This is a genomic window from Paenibacillus sp. FSL K6-2862, assembly GCF_038005125.1.
GTDB classification, from domain to species: Bacteria; Bacillota; Bacilli; order Paenibacillales; family Paenibacillaceae; genus Paenibacillus; species Paenibacillus illinoisensis_A.
The window spans coordinates 843,416-863,554 of sequence record NZ_JBBOSN010000001.1 but is presented as its reverse complement, the minus strand read 5'-3'; the positions used below and the strand labels follow the sequence as shown (position 1 = coordinate 863,554).

Genomic DNA, 20,139 nt, shown 5'->3' with positions numbered 1-20,139 from the left:
GTAGATTCTACCACAAAATAACATTTCGGATAGTGCCTGTCAACGCCAAGGTTTTAGTGAGTCGATTCCAGCTTTTCCAGGAAAGGCTTGAGCTTATCCACCACATAGTGACTGCCGCCCCGGCCATTCACGCCTTCGATAACCGCCGAGATCAGGAAGCTGGGGGATTGCGTGTCAAACACGACAACGAATCCGTTCTCTAGGCCATTTTCGCCCTTCTTCGCCTTCAGCTCAGCCGTTCCGGTCTTGGCCGCAAGCTCTCCTGAAAGCGAGTTTAGTGAATGAGCCGTTCCTCCCGAACGAGACACCACCTGAACCAAAGCATCCTTGACCGTGTTCGCAGCCTCAGGAGTAATAATCACCTCGGGTTCAGAGGTTTCTTTCCCTTCGATCAGAACAGGCTTCACCATTTTTCCTTCATTAATAAAGGGAGTGAAGGACGACGCCAGATGAATCGGCGACATCAGCATTTCGCCCTGTCCATAGGACGTGTCGGCAAGCAATACTTCGGAAGCCAAATCCAGATTCGCTTCATTCGCATACTGGCTCGGCTTCAAATATAGTTCATCCAGGCCGAAGTTATCTCCAAAACCGAATTTCTGTATTCCCTCTATAAACCGTTTGCTGCCCATCTCCAGCGCCTCTTGAGCAAAGTAAATATTATCCGAATAGACCAGTGCATCAACCATATTTACCGGAGTTAAACTTTTCACCCGCTTGACATAATATCCGCCCCAACTCTCATCCTTGCGCCATTGCAGACCGGAGATCTCATGGGTTTTATCCGCCGTTGTGACCTTTTCCATTAATCCCGCTGCCGCCGTAATTGCTTTGAAGGTTGAACCTGGTGCATATCGATTGGTGAATCGATTGATAAAAGGAAGCCGTTCATCTGCTGAATACGCGTCCCACTCCGCCTGAGTGAGTCCTGTGACCATTTTGTTCGGATTGTAGGCGGGTGCACTGGCCAGGGCGAGCAGGTGCCCATCGACCGAATTCATAAGCACGGCCGCTCCGGCATCTCCGTCATTCGATAACGCCTTATACAGCTCCGACTGTGTTTCCGCGCTGATGGTCAACTGCACCTTTTGTCCGTTTGCCGCGTCTTTGCGAATAAGCTCCGAGAGGACTTTGCCGGCTTCGTCCGTGATTTCGATTACGCCCCCGCGCTCGCCACGGAGCTGCTTCTCCATGGACTGCTCCAGTCCGGCTCTTCCGATCCAATCCTCGGCATGGTAATATCCTTCCGTATCCTTCTCCAGATCTTCCTGAGTGACCTTACGCACATAACCAATCAGATGCGCAGCCGATGCACCAAGCGGATAATAGCGGATTTCCTTGGACTGCAGCTTCACCCCACTTAATTGTTCAGGAATATTGTAATCCTCAGTTGAACCGATGGGGACAAAATACTCCGGCTTCACCCACTTTTGGGACAGGGCGTTGTTAATCACATCCTCGGACACCTTGTAATGCTTGGCGATCTGGGCAATCATCGCATCCGGGTTGTCACCCAGCTTCTCCGGCACGATGCCCCACTCGTTCACCGTTCCCTTGGTAGCAAGAGGCAAACCGTCCCGGTCCACGATATCACCGCGTTCCGGCAAGAGTGTCCTCACCCTGACTTTGCTTCCTTTAATCATGTCGCTCAGGATCATGGAAGGCTGCCAGTTAATCCGCCATACTTTACTGCCGTCCTCGGTTTCCTGCCGGACAAGCTTGAGCGTCTGTGTCTCGTTCACTTCCCCAAGGAAGGTTGTTAGCTGCAAGTGATAATCCACTTCATAGTCATCCGGATTCTGCTCCGGTTTGCCCGTGTTCTGCTCCCCTTTGTCCTGATCCTCTGATGCACCGCCACTTTCCGCTGTGTCCGTTACCTTGGGCTTCACTTCCGCCTTCACGGCTGAGACCTCCATTCCCGAATAGATGGCATTGTACTTCTCTACAAACTGTTCCCGGTTCATCCCGGACTCATCCAGCGACGCTGGCGTCATTAATGTATATAGCTGATCAAATTCCTGCTTCTGCAGATGCTGTATGTATTGGTCTACGGTTGCCTCCGGTTTCGCTTCCTCTGCCTTGCTGCTTTGCATGTATAAATACGCTCCTATTCCGCCAGCAAACAGAAGGGGGAGCAAGCCATATATGATTTTTCGTTTTGATTTTTTCATAGTCAGATCACCTCTAACTATATACTATAGATTTCCAGAGCCCCTGAAACAATGGAACAAATCTGACGAATTTATCATTAAAAATAGCCGAATGCTCACATAATATGTTTAAATAAGGAGAGTGAAACTACAGGCAAAGGAGCCCGATGATGGAAATCAGCTATTTTTTACTCCCCAAAGACGAAGTGGCTTATATCAAGTCCTCCGCTTCCATGAAGGAAGCACTCGAACAGCTTGAAGCACAGCATTATACCGCCATTCCCGTGATTGATCAGGACGGAAAATATGTTGCGACCCTGTCCGAAGGCGATTTGTTATGGAAAATGCGGAGCACCCCCGGACTGACATTTGATAACATGGATCAGGTTCAGGTGCATGAGATCAGCAACCGGGTATATAATGAATGCGTCTTCATCCAAGCAGAAATGGAGGATATGCTGACGCTGGCAGCGGACCAGAATTTCGTGCCTGTCGTGGACGTGGACCGCGTCTTTCTTGGCATTATCCGGCGCAAGGATATTATTGAATATTACACGCGCAATATTTCTGATTAAAGTAATGAATGCCACCTGCAGTTTTCCCTGCAGACAGATGTAAAAAAGGCGAGCGCCCCCGCTCGCTTTTTTTGTTGCTCCAAACCTTCCTATTTCTTCCTCATCATCTCTTCTGTCACTTCGTTCTCAAGCTATTTTAGTATCCGAATACAACAAACATATTGCGCATTATTCGACAAAAAACTACAATAATTATCACCATACGACATATTCAAGGAGATAAATCGCGTTATTTTAACATTACACTGCGAGGGTCCTAGTGTTTTTTTCAGAATTTGTTCAGAATGCTTTAGTACAATAAGCACGTCCTTTTCAGTTCAGCTCCATTTCAGAAACATCAGAGAGAGGTATTCCATTGAATTATTTAAGTACACGCAACAAGATTCTGGTCACAGCTACGGTGATCATGTCTTGTATTTACGTCATTTGGCGTACGTTCTTCACCATTCCTTTCGGCCATGGCCCTCTCGCCGTGACCGCTGGTCTTGCCCTCCTTATTGTCGAACTCATCGGCATGTTCGAACTGGCCGTCCACTTTTACAATATGACCCGGCTTGAATACCCTGAGCTTCCCGTAGTAGATGAGGCGTTATATCCGGATGTGGATGTCTTTATTGCGACCTACAATGAACCCACTTCCCTTCTCTTCAAAACGATTAACGGCTGTCTCAATATGGATTATCCGGACCGTTCCAAAGTACATATCCATCTGTGTGACGATTCCAATCGTCCCGAGATGCGGGAACTTGCCGCCCATCTGGGCATCAACTACCTGACCCGGACCGAGCACAAACACGCCAAGGCTGGTAATCTCAACAACGCCATGAAACATACTTCTTCCCCCCTGATCGTCACCTTTGATGCCGACATGATTCCGAAGCATGATTTTCTGACGTCCTGTGTGCCGTATTTTCTGACAGGAGAAAAGATCGGTTTCGTGCAGACACCGCAAAGCTTCTACAATCCCGATCAATTCCAGTACAATCTGTACTCCGAGAACCGGATTCCGAATGAGCAGGATTATTTCTACCGTGACGTGCAGGTCGGACGCAACAAATCCAATTCCGTGATCTACGGTGGAACCAATACGGTGCTCTCCAGACAGGCATTGGAAGACGTAGGTGGATTCTACACCGGTTCCATTACGGAGGATTTTGCAACAGGCATCGAGATGCAGAGCAAAGGGTACCGCTGCTTCGCAACCAATAAGGTACTGGCATCCGGGCTTGCCCCGGGCGATCTAAAGAGCCTGATCAAGCAGCGTCAGCGCTGGGCACGCGGTTGTATCCAGACAGGCAAGAAGATGAATCTGCTGTTCAAGAAAGGTTTGAGTTTTGCCCAAAAATTAAATTATATCTCTTCCATAACCTACTGGTATTCCGGGCTGAAGAGATTGCTGTATATCATGTCGCCGATTCTGTTTGCCGTCTTCGGCATTCTTGTTGTGAAGTGCACAATACTTGAAATTTTAATATTTTGGCTGCCGATGTATCTCCTGACCAATACCTGTCTGCGCATGCTGTCGGGCAATATTCGAACAACCAAATGGACCAATGTCTATGAAACCATCCTGTTCCCGTCCCTGCTGCCTGCTGTCATTCTGGAGACGCTTGGCATTACGATGAACAAATTCGTCGTTACCCGCAAGGACGGTGCGCAAAATGATGATCGGAACTATCAGATAAAACAAATGATTCCCCATCTGATTCTGGCTGTCCTATCCATCATCGGTATCGTGAACTGCATTCACTGGACGTTCAGTCAGGGTACCATCGGTTTCCTGGTCGTGCTGTACTGGCTACTGATCAACTTCTATAACATCATGATGTCCATCTTCTTCCTGGCCGGACGTAAAGTGTTTCGAAACCATGAGCGGTCACTCGCTTCTGTGGACTGCACGATTACAACCGAAGGCGAGACGATCTCCTGCTTGACTCATGATCTGTCGGAAGGTGGAATATCCGTGATGCTCGATATGCCGAAATATATCCCGAGTGATATGGAGGTCGGCATCAAGCTGGTTAACGATCGATATGCAAGTGAATTTACAGGCAAGGTCGCTCACGTTGCATCCATCGGCGATCGCTGGAAATATGCTTTTATCGTCAAGGAAATTACAGAAGAGCAGCAGCGACAGCTCCTGCACATGATCTATGACCGCGAACCTACGCTCCCTCAGAAGCTGGACAAGGACATCAGTACGTTCGAGGACATTCGCCTGAACTTTGTGCGCCGGGGGCAGAGTGAGTTTATGTCCAACCGGAAGCTGGCACGTATTGCAGTTAACCGTACAGTGGACACGCCAACGCATGGAGCTGTTACCTTGCTTGATTTCAACTATGAATATGTTCTGCTGGAGACATCACGCCAAGAGTTGAGCTATGAGATCGATCTGCCCATGGGCGACGACCTGGCACTGGAGTGTGTATGGGTACAATCCCTGCGGAAGAAGCGAGGTAACCTGTACCGGGTGACCAACATCCAGGACATTGTTCGTAATCGGCAGATGCACACCCTCGAGGCTTTGTTTACGCAGTGGAATAGGGAGCAACGGCAAACAGGTCGGCCAAATGTCATATCCAAAGACAAAAACGTCTCGAATGATGAACTCAACGAGATGGCTTATTTATAGAGCGGAGGCAAGGTACACATGATCAAGAAGTGGAAACAACTTATACTTGCCGCCGTTTTCGCTGCATTATGGAGCCTGCTTCCCGTCCAGGCTGTTCAAGCAGAACAGCTTAAGCTGAGCGGAAGTACGCTTCGTGAATGGAATAACGGGACCGAAGTAGATACCCAAATGGATAATAACGGCAGTATACAGATTCAAACCTCTACCGAGGGACTCAAAAAAGGCTATTATTCCGCTTACATCTATGAACTGCGGAACAGGGACTGGTCAAGCTACGGTGCGTTGACCTTCTCCATTCGTAATGAATCGGAGCAGACATTACCCTTCAATGTCGTTATCACCCGGGCAGATCAGAGCTCCCTTACCGTAGCGGATAACCGAAATGTCATCGTCGTTCCGAAGGCAACCAAGGAAGCCACGTTGGTTCACCCTACAGCAGGTCTGATTAAACTGAAGCCTGGCTTTGTCGGACAGATCCGCATCCCTTTCTCCAGTCTGATGGTTCAGGACAAGGCTAAGACGGTAGGCCTGGTCAAGCTGGGCAAAATCATCGGCTGGGGCATTACGACGACCACCACCGAGAATGCCAAGCTAAACTTACGGGTCGGAAACATCAAGCCGGTATCCCGGAAGCAAGCCGCTGCTGAGAATGAGCTAACTACGCTGCAGATCACGGGAGAAGAACGAATGGTGAAGCCGGAGGCTGGTGAATCGATTGCACAATATGAAGTTCACTCTTCTTCCAGCAAAGGAATTTCAAAGACATCCTTTCAACTGGACAGTCCTGTGCAAGGGGCATCCATTACACCGGATGGCCTGCTTACACTCCAGACTGCCGTTCAACCTAAAAGTCTCACCATACGCGCACTCGTGAACGGAAAATGGAACCTTACCTATACCGTTATGATGGACCAATCGACAGCCATGAATGTACAGGAGAAGGATGGGACGAAGCGCGCCATTCCGTCTCCTGATCAGGTTACAAAGGTGGTAAACCCCACCGATCCGCTGATGAAACCGTGGATGGAATGGCTCATCCGCATCATCCTGTCGGCAGCCGGCATCCTCACGCTTGCTGCCTACGGATTCTGGCTTAAAGGCAAAAACACAGCTCGCGCCCAAAAAAGGCGTTCCCGCCGCGAGCAGCGCCGGTCAAGGCGTCCATTCAGCATGTAGCTGAACGAAGGCAGACTATGCCATATCCTGGATGCGGCATAGTCTGTCTCTACTTTGCGTGAATGCACACTGTATTCTTATATGATCCTCAAGGAGGAAAGGCAGTGCTCTTTTCCAGTGTCGTTTTTTTATTTTATTTTCTGCCGCTTGTACTGGGGCTCTATTACGTACTGAGATTCTCGGTCACGCTAAAAAATATGCTGCTGCTTGTCGCGAGTTTATTCTTCTATGCTTGGGGTGAACCCTGGTTCGTCCTGATCATGCTCGCCTCCATCTGTTTCAACTATGTCTTCGCTCTGCTCGTGGACAAGTTCAGGGAAAGGCGCAATGCAGCCTATAGCATTATTACTATGATGCTGATCGTTAACCTTGGCATGCTGTTTGTGTTCAAATACCTGGCTTTTGCGCTGCGCATTGTGAATGAAAATACGAGCTTCGGACTCAGCATTCCGAACATTGCACTGCCGCTGGGTATCTCCTTCTTCACCTTCCACGGTATCTCTTACGTCATTGATGTCTATCGTGGACACGGCGCTGTACAGAAAAATCTCTTTTACGTCGCATTGTACATCTCCTTCTTCCCTCAGCTTGTTGCCGGACCGATTCTGCGGTATAACACGATTGCGGATCAGATGGTAAACCGGAAAGAGAGCTGGGACAAGTTCGCGGTAGGCTGCTGCAGGTTCATTGTGGGCTTGGGTAAAAAGGTGCTGTTATCGAACAGCATGGCTATTGTCGCCGATCACATCTTCAGCATGGGAGGCACATCCGAAGTGTCCTCCAGTTTGGCGTGGCTTGGGGCGATTGCCTATACGCTGCAGATTTATTTCGACTTCTCCGGGTATTCCGACATGGCCATTGGTCTCGCATTGATGTTCGGCTTCAAGTTCGAGGAGAACTTCCGATATCCGTACATCTCCAGATCCATTACTGAATTCTGGCGCCGCTGGCATATCTCGCTCGGTACCTGGTTCAAGGAATATGTATACTTCCCGCTGGGCGGTTCCCGCGTTACCAATAAGGATAAAATGATACGCAATCTGCTGATTGTCTGGGGACTTACCGGTGTATGGCATGGTGCGGAGTGGACATTCGTCGTGTGGGGGTTAATTAACTTCGCGTTCATCGCGCTGGAGAAAATCTTCAGCTTTGACAAAGGAACACGCTTCATCCCGCTGCGGCATCTCTACGCCATGTTTATTGTCGTGATTGGGTGGGTTATCTTCCGGTCGCCGGATCTGCTGCAGGCAGGTCATTATCTGGGCAATATGTTTGGACTGTACGGCAATGGGTTCTGGAGCGATACAACAGGGATGTTCCTCAAGGAATATGCATTCTTCTTCATTCTGGGTATCCTGTTCTGTATGCCGATTGCCACTCGGATGAACAAACTCATGGTTGATGGCGCACGCTTCCGCAAACCGCTGGAGCTGGTCTATCCGCTGACGATTATTCTATTGTTCCTGGTCTGCGTATCGTATCTGGTCAAGGGTACATATAATCCATTTATCTATTTTAATTTCTGAGAGAAGGCACACAAGCATGCATAACTTTCTTGCCAAAAAGAGAATCACCGCTTTCCTCTTCGTTCTTGTGCTGGTGACGCTCTCTGTTCTCAATATCATTCAGTCCTTCGGCCCGATCAAACAAACACTGGCCTCCGGAGACTACGATATCTCTGAAACCAAAGGACTGATCCACCAGCTGGATGCGGACATCAATGATCATGTCTTCGAGAAGTTTGGATTCGTGGAAGCCTACGGATACTTGCAATCACTGATGTGGAAAAAAGAGGAGAACAATTTCGAGGTTGTCAAAGACATGGAGGGCAAGCTGCACTATACCTATTTTGCCACCGGGCCAACGTACACGAAGAATCTGTCCGACCGGGTTGCTGCGCTTGAAGCGCATTTGGATCCACAAACGAAGCTGACCTATGTCATGACCCCGGACAAATACGTGCGTGGCTATACTACGTTCCCGGAAGGCATTCCGTACAACTATAACAATGAGACTGCAGACGGCTTCCTAGCCAATCTGAAACAGGACGGAATTGATACCCTTGATCTGCGGGAGGGTTTACTGGAGAGCGGCATTCCGCCGGAGGATCTGTTCTTTACAACCGACCATCACTGGAAAATCAGGACGGCGTTCTGGGCCTTCGGCCAGCTCGTGAATCATATGGACGGCATGTACACGAAGTCGCTGGACCCGGATCATTATTTCACAGACATTCATAACTACAATGTGATTCCATACGAAGACATCTTTATCGGATCGCAGGGCCGCAAGGCTGGTAAATACTTCGCAGGTGCAGATGACTTCGACCTGATCTATCCGAAGTTCAAGACAAACTATTCCTTCTACTTCAAGACAGGTGAGACCGAAGCTGCACTTAATGGACGCTTCGAGGATGCGCTGCTCACCACGTATCCCCTTAATGTGCAGGGAGCCACGTACGATCTGACTGCGGACAAGTATTTCACGTATCTGTACGGAAATCAGGGGATCGTTCATGTGGTGAACAAGGACAACCCGAAAGGGCTAAAAGTCATGTTCATCAAGGACTCGCTCGCCGTGCCGATGATCTCTTTCCTGTCCACGGTTGTGTCCGAAATCTACGTCATCGATCCGAGGTATTACACCGAGGACATTATGGATTTTGCCAGCAAGACGGAACTGGATCATGTCTTTGTATCGATCTCGCCACAGGATCTGGTGGAAGAATTCTTCCCTTACGGGGCGAACAATTAAGTCAGTGAACGATCATACGATGCCACTACAGTTGTAGAACAATCTTCCGATCACTGTTATCCCCCGATTTCCTTGAATTTTATTAAAGCAAGAAATCCGGTGATAAAGGTGAGCGCTTCGCTTCTTCAGATTATTTCTACCCCCTCCGTTCCAGTATGATCTTGAAAAATAAAAGAAGGGTAACCCAAACTTTGGGTTACCCTTTTCTTTTTGTAAAATTTAGAATCCGTTCTATTGGCGGTTAGCACGTTCTTGCTTGTAATACTCCAATACATCGCTTGAGCTGCCTTGAAATACGCGTTCTTTGCCGTACTCATAGGCCTGATGCAGATAAGAATACGCCTCGTCATGCTGTTCCAGTCTCATGCAGACGGTGCCCAGCTCAATGAGCGGACCCGTATTAATATCCGATCCTCGCGTTTGCAGCGATAATTCCGCCCAGGGCTTCGCCAGCGCATACTGTCCCAAGTCCATATGTGCATTCGCATGACAGGATGCAATCCAGCTCGCTATTTCCCATTCGGTCTTCGGCTCAGGCAGCATCCCCCAGGCCTGATCATAATAGATCAGTGCCTGTTCATGCTGCTGCGTGTCGTCCAGCACATTGCCTGCTTCAACGGTTTCAATAATCTGTCTCTCCAGTTCGGGATGTTCCGATGTCAATTCCTTCATATCGCCTTCTCCTCCTTCAGTTCGAAGTACCACTCCAGAAATGTATTAAAATCAGGCCACTCGGGGCGGCTCTCCCCGTTCAAGAAAAGTTCAATCGACTCACCAAGCTCTACAAGCACCACTTCACCGGTTTGCCGATTATAGAAAAATCCTCCCTCCCCTTCAAAGCTATCCAGCGGTATGTAAGCTTCAGGCAATCCGAGGGTGAGCTGGGCCACCGTCATGTCTTCCAAATACACAGTATTCTCCATCACCCAGCAGATCTGATAGATCTCCTGATGTCTGCTATAGAAGGTCGGGCCATCATCTGCATGCAGATAAAACTGCGCAAAATCCGACTGAAGATCAATATTCAGCTTCTTCAGTGCTTCCTCATACTCATTCGGTACATCTTCATGCCACCACCCCTTGCCTTGGCAAAACTCAATAACTTTACTAGATAACATATTCATCCTCCTAATCAACTAATGGCGCAATTATGATTATGATCGATTCAGTGCAGAACGGTAGGGTGCATAAGTACTCATTACCCATTCATGAAATAATTGGTGAGCACTGCTGGCATCCGGCGCATGGAAGAGATAGGTTCCTTCCACCTCCCGGCGGCTCAATTTGGAATCAACCAGGTCTCTGTCGTCTTCTTCATTCAACACAATCCGGTACGTCCCATCCTCCTCACGGAAGCCGAGGGCGTGCACATTCGTTTCTTGTTTATAATATCCGAGCTGCAATATCGCTGGTTGTTCGTTCGCCACCAAGCCGGCGAAGGCCGGGTTCGGAAATTGCTCATCGAAATGGGATTCATCCGGGACATTTCCCTGATAAAAACCGTTAACCACCTCGCCGAGAAGGCTCACGATGTGATGGGCATTAACGTAAGGGAAATGTTCAATTTCGTAGACATCGGAGTCCGAGTGATGCCACTGCAGGTACTCCATGATTTTGGAATAGGTGAAGCTGACGGCCCCCGCTGCTTCCCGATTCAGCGGTTGGTCCGCAGTGAGACGGGTCAGTTCCATAATACTATTCACATATCTCAAGAATAACAACTGATCAAAACGCGCTTCCTCATGAAGCATGTATAAAAAGGTATTCTCTTCCGCCCGCGCGTTGCGCATGAGCTCCTGGAGCGAATGTTCCATATGACTTATACCTCCGAAACGTTTATAACCAATGTATCAAAATTGAACAATGTTTGGAAATATCACATCCTGTTCCTTCATATAAAAGAAGCCCGCATGTCTGCGGACCCCAATTGAATATCTATTCATCTCACCTAGAAGGCTTCGATCAGGAAAACACCTCGCGGGTACGGAATGCACGATACATGCCAAATACAACGCCAATCGTAATAACAGCCATAATAATCATATATATAGTCAAATAGGACAGTTCCAATCCAAATACGGAGTAGCTCGCTGGTGCTTGAAATAACCTCGTTACCCGCATCATGGTACTGAATGAAAACTCCTCAATCCACTTGGCCCATCCCGGGTTGAAGTTGAGCACATCGAATGCCAGATAAGGCACACCTACAATCGCAACATTAATGACCATGGCAACAAACGACGTTGAACTGAGCGTAGAGACGCATAACACAACAAAAGCAAAGACCAGACTGCCTGCCAAGTGAGTGACCAGCTGGACTCCATAATACTGAACCGCAGATAGCCGATAAGGAGAGAAATCATAGTAAAAGCCCTGAAAATACATCCCCACACTCTGGAGAGGTGTATCTGCTCCAGCCAAATTTCCAAATCTTAACCAGTAGATCAACAGGTTGACTCCTGTAAACAATATGACGCATAGCACGACATAAAGCATGGAGGCCATCAATTTAGCCGATACAACTTGGCTTCTCCCCCGTTTGCTGCTGCGCAGTAATGCTGCGGTTCCTCGTGCATATTCCTCTGCAAATACAGGTGCCAGTCCGAGCAGAATGATGATCATCATGAAGAGCACTCCAAATTGATCAATGTATTCCAACAGATAGCCCCATGGCTTATTGTAATGAATCTCGGAGACGGTTACGGTTCGTTCTATGGCATTTCCGCTGTCATCATATCGGGTGAAGTTTTTGGTGGATTCCGGGGAGAACATTGATATTTCATAAAATACGCCATATCGAGTCTGGTTCTTTTCGTCACTGTAACCCTCGGCTAGCATCTGATCCCGTGCGGTCTGAACCTTCTCCTCCGTAATGGCTCCTTCATAGGGCTTATAGTATGATGTACCGTTCAACGGCCCGGGATGCCCGAAACAGGCATATAATGCAAGAAGCACAAGCAGTCCGGCGAGTGCCAGATAAACGCTTTTACGCGTAATGATTTTAACAAATTCAAATTGGGTTAAACGAATCACGATGTCGCCTCCTCGTCAAAATAGTGCATGTATACGTCTTCGAGACGAGGAGTTTCCGGTACAGCTTGCGGTACAGGCTGCTCTTTGGCCAAGATTCTGGCTACGATGCCATCTGACTGATAGGACAAGCCACTTACCTTAAAATGCGAGGTCAGCTCAGCAAGCTGCTGCTGCGTTAACGTTGCCTTCCACACACTGCCCTGTATCCTGTTCATGATCTCCTCAGGTGTGTTCCGAGTGATCAGTTGACCATTATTCATCAGAATCATTTCCTTACACGAAAACTCCAGGTCAGAAATAATATGCGTCGATAACAGAACAATCCGGTCTCTTCCCAGCTCGCCGATAATGTTACGGAACCGAATACGCTCCTTGGGATCCAGGCCAGCCGTCGGTTCGTCGAGAACCAGAATATGCGGATCATTCAGCAAGGCTTGAGCAATACCCAATCTCTGCCTCATGCCCCCAGAGAACGTACGGATTTTATGCTGGGCCTGCTGTTCCAGATCCACCATCCGTAATGTCTCCTGCACGCGAACAGCGGCCTGAGGTACACTCAGCCCTTTGAGCGAACACATGTACATGAGAAATCGATGAGCAGTGAAACGGTTATAAAATCCGAATCGCTGCGGCATATATCCCAGTAGACTTCGATAGCGATCTCCCATCCGCTCAATCGGTTGTCCATCCAGCAAAATCTGGCCGGATGTTGGCTTGGCGATATCGACAAGCATGCGAAGCAGCGTTGTTTTGCCCGCTCCATTCGGTCCGAGCAGACCGTAAACACCACCGCTGGACAGCTCCAGCGAGAATGATTTCACAGCCCACTTGTTCCTGTATTTCTTGGATACGTTATCCATGGTCAATATCAAAGGAATAACCTCTTTCTGTTTGTGATGTATATTTACGCGACATCTGGCGTATTTGGCTGATCAACAGCAGGATTCCGCATATGGCAAGCACGATAAGCACTGGCGTTTGAATCGAATGCACTAGACTGATGAATCGTGGATCGCTCAATATTAGCCAGATGAGTCCGAACCATCCGACCAAAAAAAGGCTAACGGCTGTACCACCCCGGACACGCATGGCCAGCCACAAACTAGCTCCTGCAGCAACCATCAGTTGGGCGTACCAGAGAGCAATGACACTCCATGAAATGGAACCACCAGTCCCCCCGGATATGGCTAGCATAAGCAGCAGTACAAACGCCATATTTGCTGAGAGTACAACGATCAAGCGGGTTAGCATTAGCTGCTGCGATGTTATTTTGCAGGTGAGTTCCATTTCCATCAGTCCCTGATCACGGCCTTTAAACACTTCCAGCAGCCCCAGAATAAAAGGAACAGGTACCATAACAATCCCGCTCATGTAGGGATCGATCTTGCTGTGCCCCCCTAACCAGAAGCCAATGATCAGGAGCAGCGCACATATTACCCAGTAGGATCTGTGAAAAATCGCGACCTCTCCTCGAACAACCTGGAGCAATTCTATAAACGCCCTCCCTGGTGAGGGTTGTAAATGTTCGTTCATTTGGTCCACCTGTCCAGGCATATATGCCTCCAGTGTCCGGATCGTCTGATCAATCTCCATCTCGGAAGGAAATTCAACCGCATATTGATCCAGATAAGGGGCAATCTCGTTGAATTCTTCCATCTCGAATTCAGTGGTGTGCTTCTTTTTATCTTGGTTTTCGGTACGTTTCATCCCGCTCACCTCCCACAATGATCTCCTTCAACTTGGCTATCCCCAAGCGTATACGTGATTTCACCGTCGATTCGTTGGTTCCCGTCAGCTCGGCGACTTCCCTGATCTTCAGCCCGTTGTAATAATTCAAAATAACCGCGTCCCGCTGCTGCTCAGGCAAACGTAACACTGCCTGCCTAACTTGATCATTCTGAAGCCGTTTGTAGAAGATATTCCACACGTTCTGATGCTCACTGGCAGGGAGCGCCTCTTCGGTTAACTCGCTTTCCCTGTTTTGCTGTTTGAATTCGCGTCCGCGAAAATAATCCATGCAATGATTCACTGCAATTTTCAGCAGCCAGTGACTGAATTTTCCGTTATCACGGTAACTGCCGAGTGACTTCATCATTTTTACAAATACCTCTTGGGTCAGATCGTAAGCGGTATGATAGTCTCCCGTTTTCCGGTACACATAAGTAAATATCGAATGATAATGCCGCTTCACCAATACTTCCATTGCAGCCCGGCTGCCTTTGCGAATCTCATGAATCAACTCTTCATCATCCAACGCTCCCTCACCCCCTCAATTCAATTAACGATAACTTGCTCATAAAAGATCAAAAATGTTTAATTCATTTATTTGGAAATTAACAAGTTGGATGCACCAACTAAATGCAGCTACTTTTTTATTCAAATTGTCCTCAAGTTGAATTCCTTATTCTGTTGAAACTTTCTCTACTGCCTTTCGTCTAATTACTAATAAACAACAAAGGAGATGACTATGCGAATAACCTGCAGCCCTGCATACGCTGGGAAAATGATTGGTTCTATTAATCTTCAGCCATCGAAATTTATAAAAGGGATCTCAAGCACCAGCCAAATTACCGATCATGTTGATCCTGAACGCATTGCAATTCCCTACATAGAAGACACTAACTTTGGATCGCATTTAGATGCTATGACAATCATGAAGGGAACCTATAAGGAAGAATTTCACGTAAGCTACGATGTAGAATTCACAATTGATGTCGATAAAAAAGGGTACATCACGCAATTTGAACATACGTTTCCCTTGGAACGCTATATTGATCTTGTCGCAACACAATCCTATAAAGTCATTAAAACCAAATGGCGCGGGCAAGACTATCACGTGATGACTTACAGCTACATGGAGGAAGTATGTAACCCGAATAACGTCATTTTCAAATGTAACGCCGCGGAAGACGTGTTCGTCGTTGCTGAACTTGCTCCCTACCGTATGGATGGTGTGGTCGTACAGCCCAACCATGTTTATCTTCACCTTCGTGCATTAATTTCAGCCAGAGAGGATCTCTATCCGATCGATTACATGTGTGAACCTGATTTTGACCTGAGTCTGGAGTAGATCTGACCATATATATAAAATGCAAAAAGCACAGCCATCTCTTTCATAGGAAGTGGCTGTGCTTTTTGAGTTGTTTCTGTGTTGATTTTTCCAATCTTCTCTATTCTCTCTAGTCCATCTAACCAAATTCGTACACAATGTCGATGATATACAAGAGTGTATTTTACTTCCTATTTGATATCAGAAGGAGTTTTAAAGCATGGTTCACCACAAAAAATTATTGCACACATTATTGACCGTACCTTTAACGTGTCTGTTGTTTCTCATGTGGAATGCCCAGGCGGCACATGCAGAGCAGATCGACAGCTTGCTCCCGGAACGAAGTGAACAGGAGATCATTCAGAAGTGGAACGAGTGGATGAAGAATGATCCTAATTCTACGCTGTTCACGGAGGCCCCCTCGGTAAAGGCACCCTACTCTGCCGGTGCGGTGAGTGATGCGTATCTCGCACAAGGTCTGAATGCGGCCAACTTCTATCGCTTTATTGCGGGCATGCAGGGCGATCTGGTTCTTGATCCAGCTTTGAATCGCCAGGCACAACACGGTGCTGTCGTGGTTTCCACTGGGGGATACCTGACTCACTATCCCAAACAACCAGCAGATATGCTAACCGATTTTTATAAAATGGGTTATACCTCTGCCAGCAGTTCCAATCTGTATATGACCAGCAGTGCCGAAGGCAATATCATTACCAAGAGTATCCAAGCCTATATGAACGATTCCGATGTCTCCAATATCGATCGAGTGGGTCACCGGCGCTGGATTTTGAGTCCACAACTGCAGCGTGTCGGCTTCGGTATCGCCGCCAATCGCCAGGAAGAAAGTACATATGAGAACTACTATAGTGCCATGCAGGTATTTGATCAGAGCAGAACCGGTGGGACCTCTTTCAATTACAGTCTGTTTCCGAATCAGGGTGCTTTTCCAATCGAGGCTTTTGGCAGCACACAAGCTTGGTCGGTCCAGCTGAATAGGGATGTGTTCGCCAAACCCACACAGTCTGAAGTTCAGGTTGAGATGACCCGATTATCCGACCAACGAACGTGGACCTTTAACGAACAGAACCAAAATACAGGCTTCCCTTCCGGGTATTATAACGTCGATCCCACGAATAAGACCTGGTTTAACCAGGCTTACTTCAATGTAGAAACAAGCGGATATGGCTATGGTTACGCCATCATTTTCCGGCCGGATGACGTACAGCTGTTAAAGGACGGCGATACCTTCAACATTCGGATTACCGGATTGAAAAAGCAGGATGGAACCACAGCAGAGATTTCATATCAGACGCGTTTTTTCCATATCGAAGCTGGACAGGAAGCTCAGCTCGTCCAAATTACATCGGAGCAAAAGGATCTTCATATTCGTACTGGGGAGTGGATGGATCTCCCCTCCATCTCCGCCATTTATGATAATGGGATATCCTTCGTTCCACAGTCGAACGTTACGTATTCGACCAACTCAGGCCATGTGGCCATAAAGGACGGGAAGATCCATGGTGTACAGGCAGGGAAAGACGAGATTCGCATCCGGTTTGAAGGCAAGGAAATCGTCGTTCCGATCACTGTGACCGGTATCCCCGAACTTAAGGATATCAGCTCACACTGGGCGAAGGATGCGATTCTATGGGCCGTTCAGCAGGATATGGTCAGCGGATATGATGATGGTACGTTCAAACCCAATCTTCAGGTCACTGAAGCTGAATTCCTGTCCATGCTATTCAAGCTGTATTCAGACTCCAATATCATCAAGCAAATCGATGCAGCGAGAGGACAAGCTATCAAGGGAAGTGTCTGGAGTGATCATTACTATGCCTACGCAGCTTCCCTTAACCTGGGTCTTGATGCAAGCCTGAACAATCCGAAGCTGCGAAACCATGTCCTAACCCGGTCTGAAGTTGCACAGATCGTAGCTGGTCTTGGTGGAAAGAACTATGCCAGCGACGATGAGGCCATCCAATTTTTACTCAACATGGGCTACTCGTCCGGCAAAACAGCTCCTACCGTGGAAGGATACGAAGGAGATACATCATTGACTCGTGCGGAGGCCGTTGTTTTCCTGCAGAATCTGAAAGATAAAGGCTTGGAGTTATGGCACAGACCTCAGAAAATCACGGAAGCATCCGAGAATGAAAAGAACGGAGGTTTGCCTGATCGAACCATTCAGGCGGATTACTCCACGAATCAAACACTGATACTCCGTGGGACTTTTAAGGCCTATGCCAACCAAACCATCCCCATTAAAATTCACGGCCCTTCGCCATCCGTCAATTATATACAGACCGCTCAGGTCACGACAGATCGTAACGGCAATTTCACTCTGACTGTAGGTCAACTTGAAGCCAAGGCATTGAATCTGTACGTCGATGTGCGAGAGGACTATTCGTATTGGATCAGTGTCGAGTCCGGGCATACTGCCGTTAGCAATTATAGTGAATAATAACAAAAACAAAACCAGACGGGGTCCATTTGCGAATCCCGGCTGGTTTTTTTGGTGTTGAGCTTCATTTCAATCATGAACAGTTATTACCGCATTATACCAATGCAGCAATAGAAGTAAGCGTTATTCAGACTGGACAACTGCCATTCGTTCCACTGTCTCCGTGTTATCCTTATACCATGCCATGACGACATCTCCCTCTTTCAGATCAGATACCTGAATTGCTCCGTTGGCATCTGAACTGGTGTTACCACGTCCTCCCATCTCCATACCTTGAGTGATGCTAACATCCACATTCAGCTTTAATTTCATTTCAACGCCAGTTTCATTCATCCCCCTGCTTCCGCTGCCAGGGGCACCGTCCTGCTGACCTTGATTATTGGAGTTCTGTGAAGAGAAGCCTTGAAACTCAAGTAATGCTACAGTAACGGTATCTCCGTCTGTGGAGACAATCCTGCCTGTGAGATCAGCATTCATTGCGCCACGCATATCATCAGGTCCACCTGTTCGGTCATTCATGCCTCCGCCTTTCTGCATTCCTCCGTTCATGCCTGGGCCACCATTCATCATTCCCCCGCCATTCATGCCTTGTGCAGTACCGGTATTCGTAATGTTTTGGGCTGTAATCACATCACAGGCGGCAAGCAGAACAGCACAGCCTGCCAGTAGGATTAGAACAGATGTGAAATAATAATTTTTTCGCATAAGATCACCTTTTTCCCAGGGATGGCCGTCCCCAGCCGAGTTTTCTTTGGAACATCAATTCATACGTGTCTTTAAATCCCAAATAGGACAACACGATAAGCAGCGGATATACCGGATAGATATAGCGCGATTTGATCTCCCACAGGATATAGAATCCGATAAATCCGAGAACCACCAGAATCAGAGAGACTTCATCATATCGTTTAAGACGAATCCCCCCGACCAACCGAACGAAAATAAAACAGTACATCAGGAAGTTCATCACATATACGACCCAAAGCACACCCGTTCGATAGACTGAATCCCCCTGGAACAGGTCCGTTACCCCATTGGTGTAACTATAGGAGCCAGCAATTCCGCCTGCTCTTCCTCTTCCCATGCCTGAGGCACTTTCATTGCCGATTCCGTATCGATCCATCTGGTAGGTCCCTTCAGTCCAGGTCCATATGATCTTTTTGTAATACATCTGAATCAGTTCACTGGCATTCGCTTCCGACAGCTTCGATTCAATCTTCTGCTTAAATAGTGCTGTGCTGTCGGCCTTATTGTAATTGGCCTGTCTCTGATAGATTTGGTAGCTCTCCATATTGTCCCAGAATCCGAATCGTTCGAGGTTAATCCCCATGTTCAGCCACATATAGACGGGGGCCGAATTCTCGTCGACCGGTTCTTTTACCGTACCTGTGGACTGCAGCACGGCATTCTGGGTCCAACCTGGGACGTTAAACAAAACAGCCAGTACGGCGATGGAGCCCAGCACCTTCTTAAACCCGATACTCCGCATGTTCAGCAGGATGTACAAGATAGCAGCAATCAGCACAATGGCGCCGATACTGCGGAAGTAGTTTCCGATGGCGAGAAGAATTGCAGCAAAGATGATGGCCTTCCATGATTTTTCGCGTACAAACCGAAGCAAAAAATATAAACAGGATGTCAGAAATGCCGTCGCAATAACATCGTTATAAATCAGGTTGTTCAAGAATAAGGAAGGCAGGTACGTCGCTGCAAAAATCAAAACGCCGTAATCCCGTTCCGTAGATTTGGGGTTCAGCTGCTTATAAATAAGATAAATCATGAAGGTGGTCAACGTTGAAAAAAGGATATTAAACAGCTTGATCACCAGATAGTTATCCGGGAACAGGTACAGCAGTGTTTTTAAATAGAGCACGATGGAAAAGTTAAACGGGAACATGTGAAGATATCCACCCGTTTCAAACGAAGAATAATCCTGATCGTAGAGCATGCTCATTGCCAGAGAAACGACCGTCTGGGAATCATCCGTCGGCACTCTCGGAAACACGAAGATAATCGCGATCTGAATCGCCATGGAACACAGCAAAACCACTGGGATGACGACCTTTGGACTGTACTTGTTCAATCTCAGGCAGAAACGGTATAGCCCGATACCCGTTAACAGAAGCAGGATAATGACCGGAAGGAAAATGCCCCATTGCTGGGTTCCCAGGATCGGATTGTCTCCATAAAGGCCATAATTATACTGCGCCCGAACGAATAAAGACGACACAATAAACAAACCAACAAAGAAAATAAGAATGAGATAAAGCGTCTTATGGATCACCTTAGACATGCCAAAACTCCTTTTC

The 20,139-nt window shown here is 47.7% G+C and carries 17 protein-coding genes; 7 read left to right on the top strand and 10 right to left on the bottom strand.

Going from position 1 to position 20,139, the window contains the following annotated elements; translation table 11 throughout:
* Positions 1 to 53: 53 nt before the first annotated feature.
* The gene (gene pbp4 / locus MHB82_RS03980) at positions 54 to 2,171 is read right to left on the bottom strand and encodes a penicillin-binding protein PBP4(5) (RefSeq protein WP_341173881.1); all 2,118 of its coding nucleotides are present in this window, start codon (positions 2,169 to 2,171) and stop codon (positions 54 to 56) included.
* Positions 2,172 to 2,320: 149 nt separating this feature from the next.
* Here pbp4 and MHB82_RS03975 point away from each other — a divergent pair, with 149 nt between their 5' ends.
* The 5 genes from MHB82_RS03975 to MHB82_RS03955 all read left to right on the top strand — a co-directional run bounded on the left by MHB82_RS03975 (position 2,321) and on the right by MHB82_RS03955 (position 9,287).
* A complete protein-coding gene (locus MHB82_RS03975; protein ID WP_341173880.1) occupies positions 2,321 to 2,725 on the top strand; it encodes a CBS domain-containing protein in 405 nt (134 codons plus the stop codon).
* A 355-nt stretch (positions 2,726 to 3,080) separates the two neighbouring features.
* Complete coding sequence (locus tag MHB82_RS03970; protein ID WP_341173879.1) at positions 3,081 to 5,357, top strand: glycosyltransferase; 2,277 nt, start codon at positions 3,081 to 3,083, stop codon at positions 5,355 to 5,357.
* An 18-nt stretch (positions 5,358 to 5,375) separates the two neighbouring features.
* Complete coding sequence (locus MHB82_RS03965) at positions 5,376 to 6,533, top strand: hypothetical protein (protein WP_341173878.1); 1,158 nt, start codon at positions 5,376 to 5,378, stop codon at positions 6,531 to 6,533.
* 104 nt (positions 6,534 to 6,637) lie between these two features.
* Positions 6,638 to 8,059: an MBOAT family O-acyltransferase gene (locus MHB82_RS03960; RefSeq protein ID WP_110755654.1), complete on the top strand. Its 1,422-nt coding sequence runs from the start codon at positions 6,638 to 6,640 to the stop codon at positions 8,057 to 8,059.
* 16 nt (positions 8,060 to 8,075) lie between these two features.
* Positions 8,076 to 9,287 (top strand): alginate O-acetyltransferase AlgX-related protein, encoded by a 1,212-nt coding sequence (locus tag MHB82_RS03955; RefSeq protein WP_341173877.1) that lies wholly within the window; start codon positions 8,076 to 8,078, stop codon positions 9,285 to 9,287.
* A 231-nt stretch (positions 9,288 to 9,518) separates the two neighbouring features.
* On the opposite strand, the gene MHB82_RS03950 is transcribed toward MHB82_RS03955, so the two are convergent.
* The 7 genes from MHB82_RS03950 to MHB82_RS03920 form a co-directional block, all read right to left on the bottom strand.
* Positions 9,519 to 9,959 (bottom strand): hypothetical protein, encoded by a 441-nt coding sequence (locus tag MHB82_RS03950; protein WP_341173876.1) that lies wholly within the window; start codon positions 9,957 to 9,959, stop codon positions 9,519 to 9,521.
* Positions 9,956 to 10,405 (bottom strand): SMI1/KNR4 family protein, encoded by a 450-nt coding sequence (locus MHB82_RS03945; protein ID WP_095360998.1) that lies wholly within the window; start codon positions 10,403 to 10,405, stop codon positions 9,956 to 9,958. Before MHB82_RS03945 ends, MHB82_RS03950 begins: the two co-directional genes overlap by 4 nt.
* Before the next feature lie 36 nt (positions 10,406 to 10,441).
* Positions 10,442 to 11,101, bottom strand: a complete 660-nt coding sequence (locus MHB82_RS03940; RefSeq protein WP_341173875.1) for an Imm41 family immunity protein — start codon at positions 11,099 to 11,101, stop codon at positions 10,442 to 10,444.
* Positions 11,102 to 11,249: 148 nt separating this feature from the next.
* Positions 11,250 to 12,320, bottom strand: a complete 1,071-nt coding sequence (locus tag MHB82_RS03935; protein WP_341173874.1) for a hypothetical protein — start codon at positions 12,318 to 12,320, stop codon at positions 11,250 to 11,252.
* Positions 12,317 to 13,192, bottom strand: a complete 876-nt coding sequence (locus MHB82_RS03930) for an ABC transporter ATP-binding protein (RefSeq protein WP_341173873.1) — start codon at positions 13,190 to 13,192, stop codon at positions 12,317 to 12,319. The genes MHB82_RS03935 and MHB82_RS03930 overlap by 4 nt, the downstream gene beginning before the upstream one ends.
* On the bottom strand, positions 13,173 to 14,027 hold the full coding sequence (locus tag MHB82_RS03925) for a hypothetical protein (RefSeq protein WP_341173872.1): 855 nt from the start codon (positions 14,025 to 14,027) through the stop codon (positions 13,173 to 13,175). The genes MHB82_RS03930 and MHB82_RS03925 overlap by 20 nt, the downstream gene beginning before the upstream one ends.
* Positions 14,002 to 14,574 (bottom strand): RNA polymerase sigma factor, encoded by a 573-nt coding sequence (locus tag MHB82_RS03920; protein WP_258377517.1) that lies wholly within the window; start codon positions 14,572 to 14,574, stop codon positions 14,002 to 14,004. The genes MHB82_RS03925 and MHB82_RS03920 overlap by 26 nt, the downstream gene beginning before the upstream one ends.
* A gap of 399 nt (positions 14,575 to 14,973) precedes the next feature.
* Here MHB82_RS03920 and MHB82_RS03915 point away from each other — a divergent pair, with 399 nt between their 5' ends.
* A complete protein-coding gene (locus MHB82_RS03915; RefSeq protein WP_341173871.1) occupies positions 14,974 to 15,390 on the top strand; it encodes a hypothetical protein in 417 nt (138 codons plus the stop codon).
* 199 nt (positions 15,391 to 15,589) lie between these two features.
* Positions 15,590 to 17,830 (top strand): S-layer homology domain-containing protein, encoded by a 2,241-nt coding sequence (locus MHB82_RS03910; RefSeq protein ID WP_341173870.1) that lies wholly within the window; start codon positions 15,590 to 15,592, stop codon positions 17,828 to 17,830.
* 123 nt (positions 17,831 to 17,953) lie between these two features.
* Here the strand turns inward: MHB82_RS03910 and MHB82_RS03905 are convergent, their stop codons facing one another.
* Together MHB82_RS03905 and MHB82_RS03900 are read right to left on the bottom strand one after the other, a co-directional pair.
* Positions 17,954 to 18,535, bottom strand: a complete 582-nt coding sequence (locus tag MHB82_RS03905) for a hypothetical protein (protein ID WP_341173869.1) — start codon at positions 18,533 to 18,535, stop codon at positions 17,954 to 17,956.
* A 4-nt stretch (positions 18,536 to 18,539) separates the two neighbouring features.
* Positions 18,540 to 20,123 carry a glycosyltransferase family 39 protein gene (locus tag MHB82_RS03900; RefSeq protein ID WP_341173868.1) on the bottom strand — a complete coding sequence of 528 codons (1,584 nt, stop codon included), beginning with the start codon at positions 20,121 to 20,123 and terminating at the stop codon, positions 18,540 to 18,542.
* Positions 20,124 to 20,139 lie beyond the last annotated feature (16 nt).

What these genes read in the sequence shown, in the direction of transcription:
- pbp4 (WP_341173881.1), bottom strand. Translation starts at nt 2,171, where the DNA reads ATGAAAAAATCAAAACGAAAAATCATATATGGCTTGCTCCCCCTTCTG.
- MHB82_RS03975 (WP_341173880.1), top strand. Translation starts at nt 2,321, where the DNA reads ATGGAAATCAGCTATTTTTTACTCCCCAAAGACGAAGTGGCTTATATC.
- MHB82_RS03965 (WP_341173878.1), top strand. Translation starts at nt 5,376, where the DNA reads ATGATCAAGAAGTGGAAACAACTTATACTTGCCGCCGTTTTCGCTGCA.
- MHB82_RS03955 (WP_341173877.1), top strand. Translation starts at nt 8,076, where the DNA reads ATGCATAACTTTCTTGCCAAAAAGAGAATCACCGCTTTCCTCTTCGTT.
- MHB82_RS03950 (WP_341173876.1), bottom strand. Translation starts at nt 9,959, where the DNA reads ATGAAGGAATTGACATCGGAACATCCCGAACTGGAGAGACAGATTATT.
- MHB82_RS03945 (WP_095360998.1), bottom strand. Translation starts at nt 10,405, where the DNA reads ATGTTATCTAGTAAAGTTATTGAGTTTTGCCAAGGCAAGGGGTGGTGG.
- MHB82_RS03940 (WP_341173875.1), bottom strand. Translation starts at nt 11,101, where the DNA reads ATGGAACATTCGCTCCAGGAGCTCATGCGCAACGCGCGGGCGGAAGAG.
- MHB82_RS03925 (WP_341173872.1), bottom strand. Translation starts at nt 14,027, where the DNA reads ATGAAACGTACCGAAAACCAAGATAAAAAGAAGCACACCACTGAATTC.
- MHB82_RS03915 (WP_341173871.1), top strand. Translation starts at nt 14,974, where the DNA reads ATGAAGGGAACCTATAAGGAAGAATTTCACGTAAGCTACGATGTAGAA.
- MHB82_RS03910 (WP_341173870.1), top strand. Translation starts at nt 15,590, where the DNA reads ATGGTTCACCACAAAAAATTATTGCACACATTATTGACCGTACCTTTA.
- MHB82_RS03905 (WP_341173869.1), bottom strand. Translation starts at nt 18,535, where the DNA reads ATGCGAAAAAATTATTATTTCACATCTGTTCTAATCCTACTGGCAGGC.
- MHB82_RS03900 (WP_341173868.1), bottom strand. Translation starts at nt 20,123, where the DNA reads ATGTCTAAGGTGATCCATAAGACGCTTTATCTCATTCTTATTTTCTTT.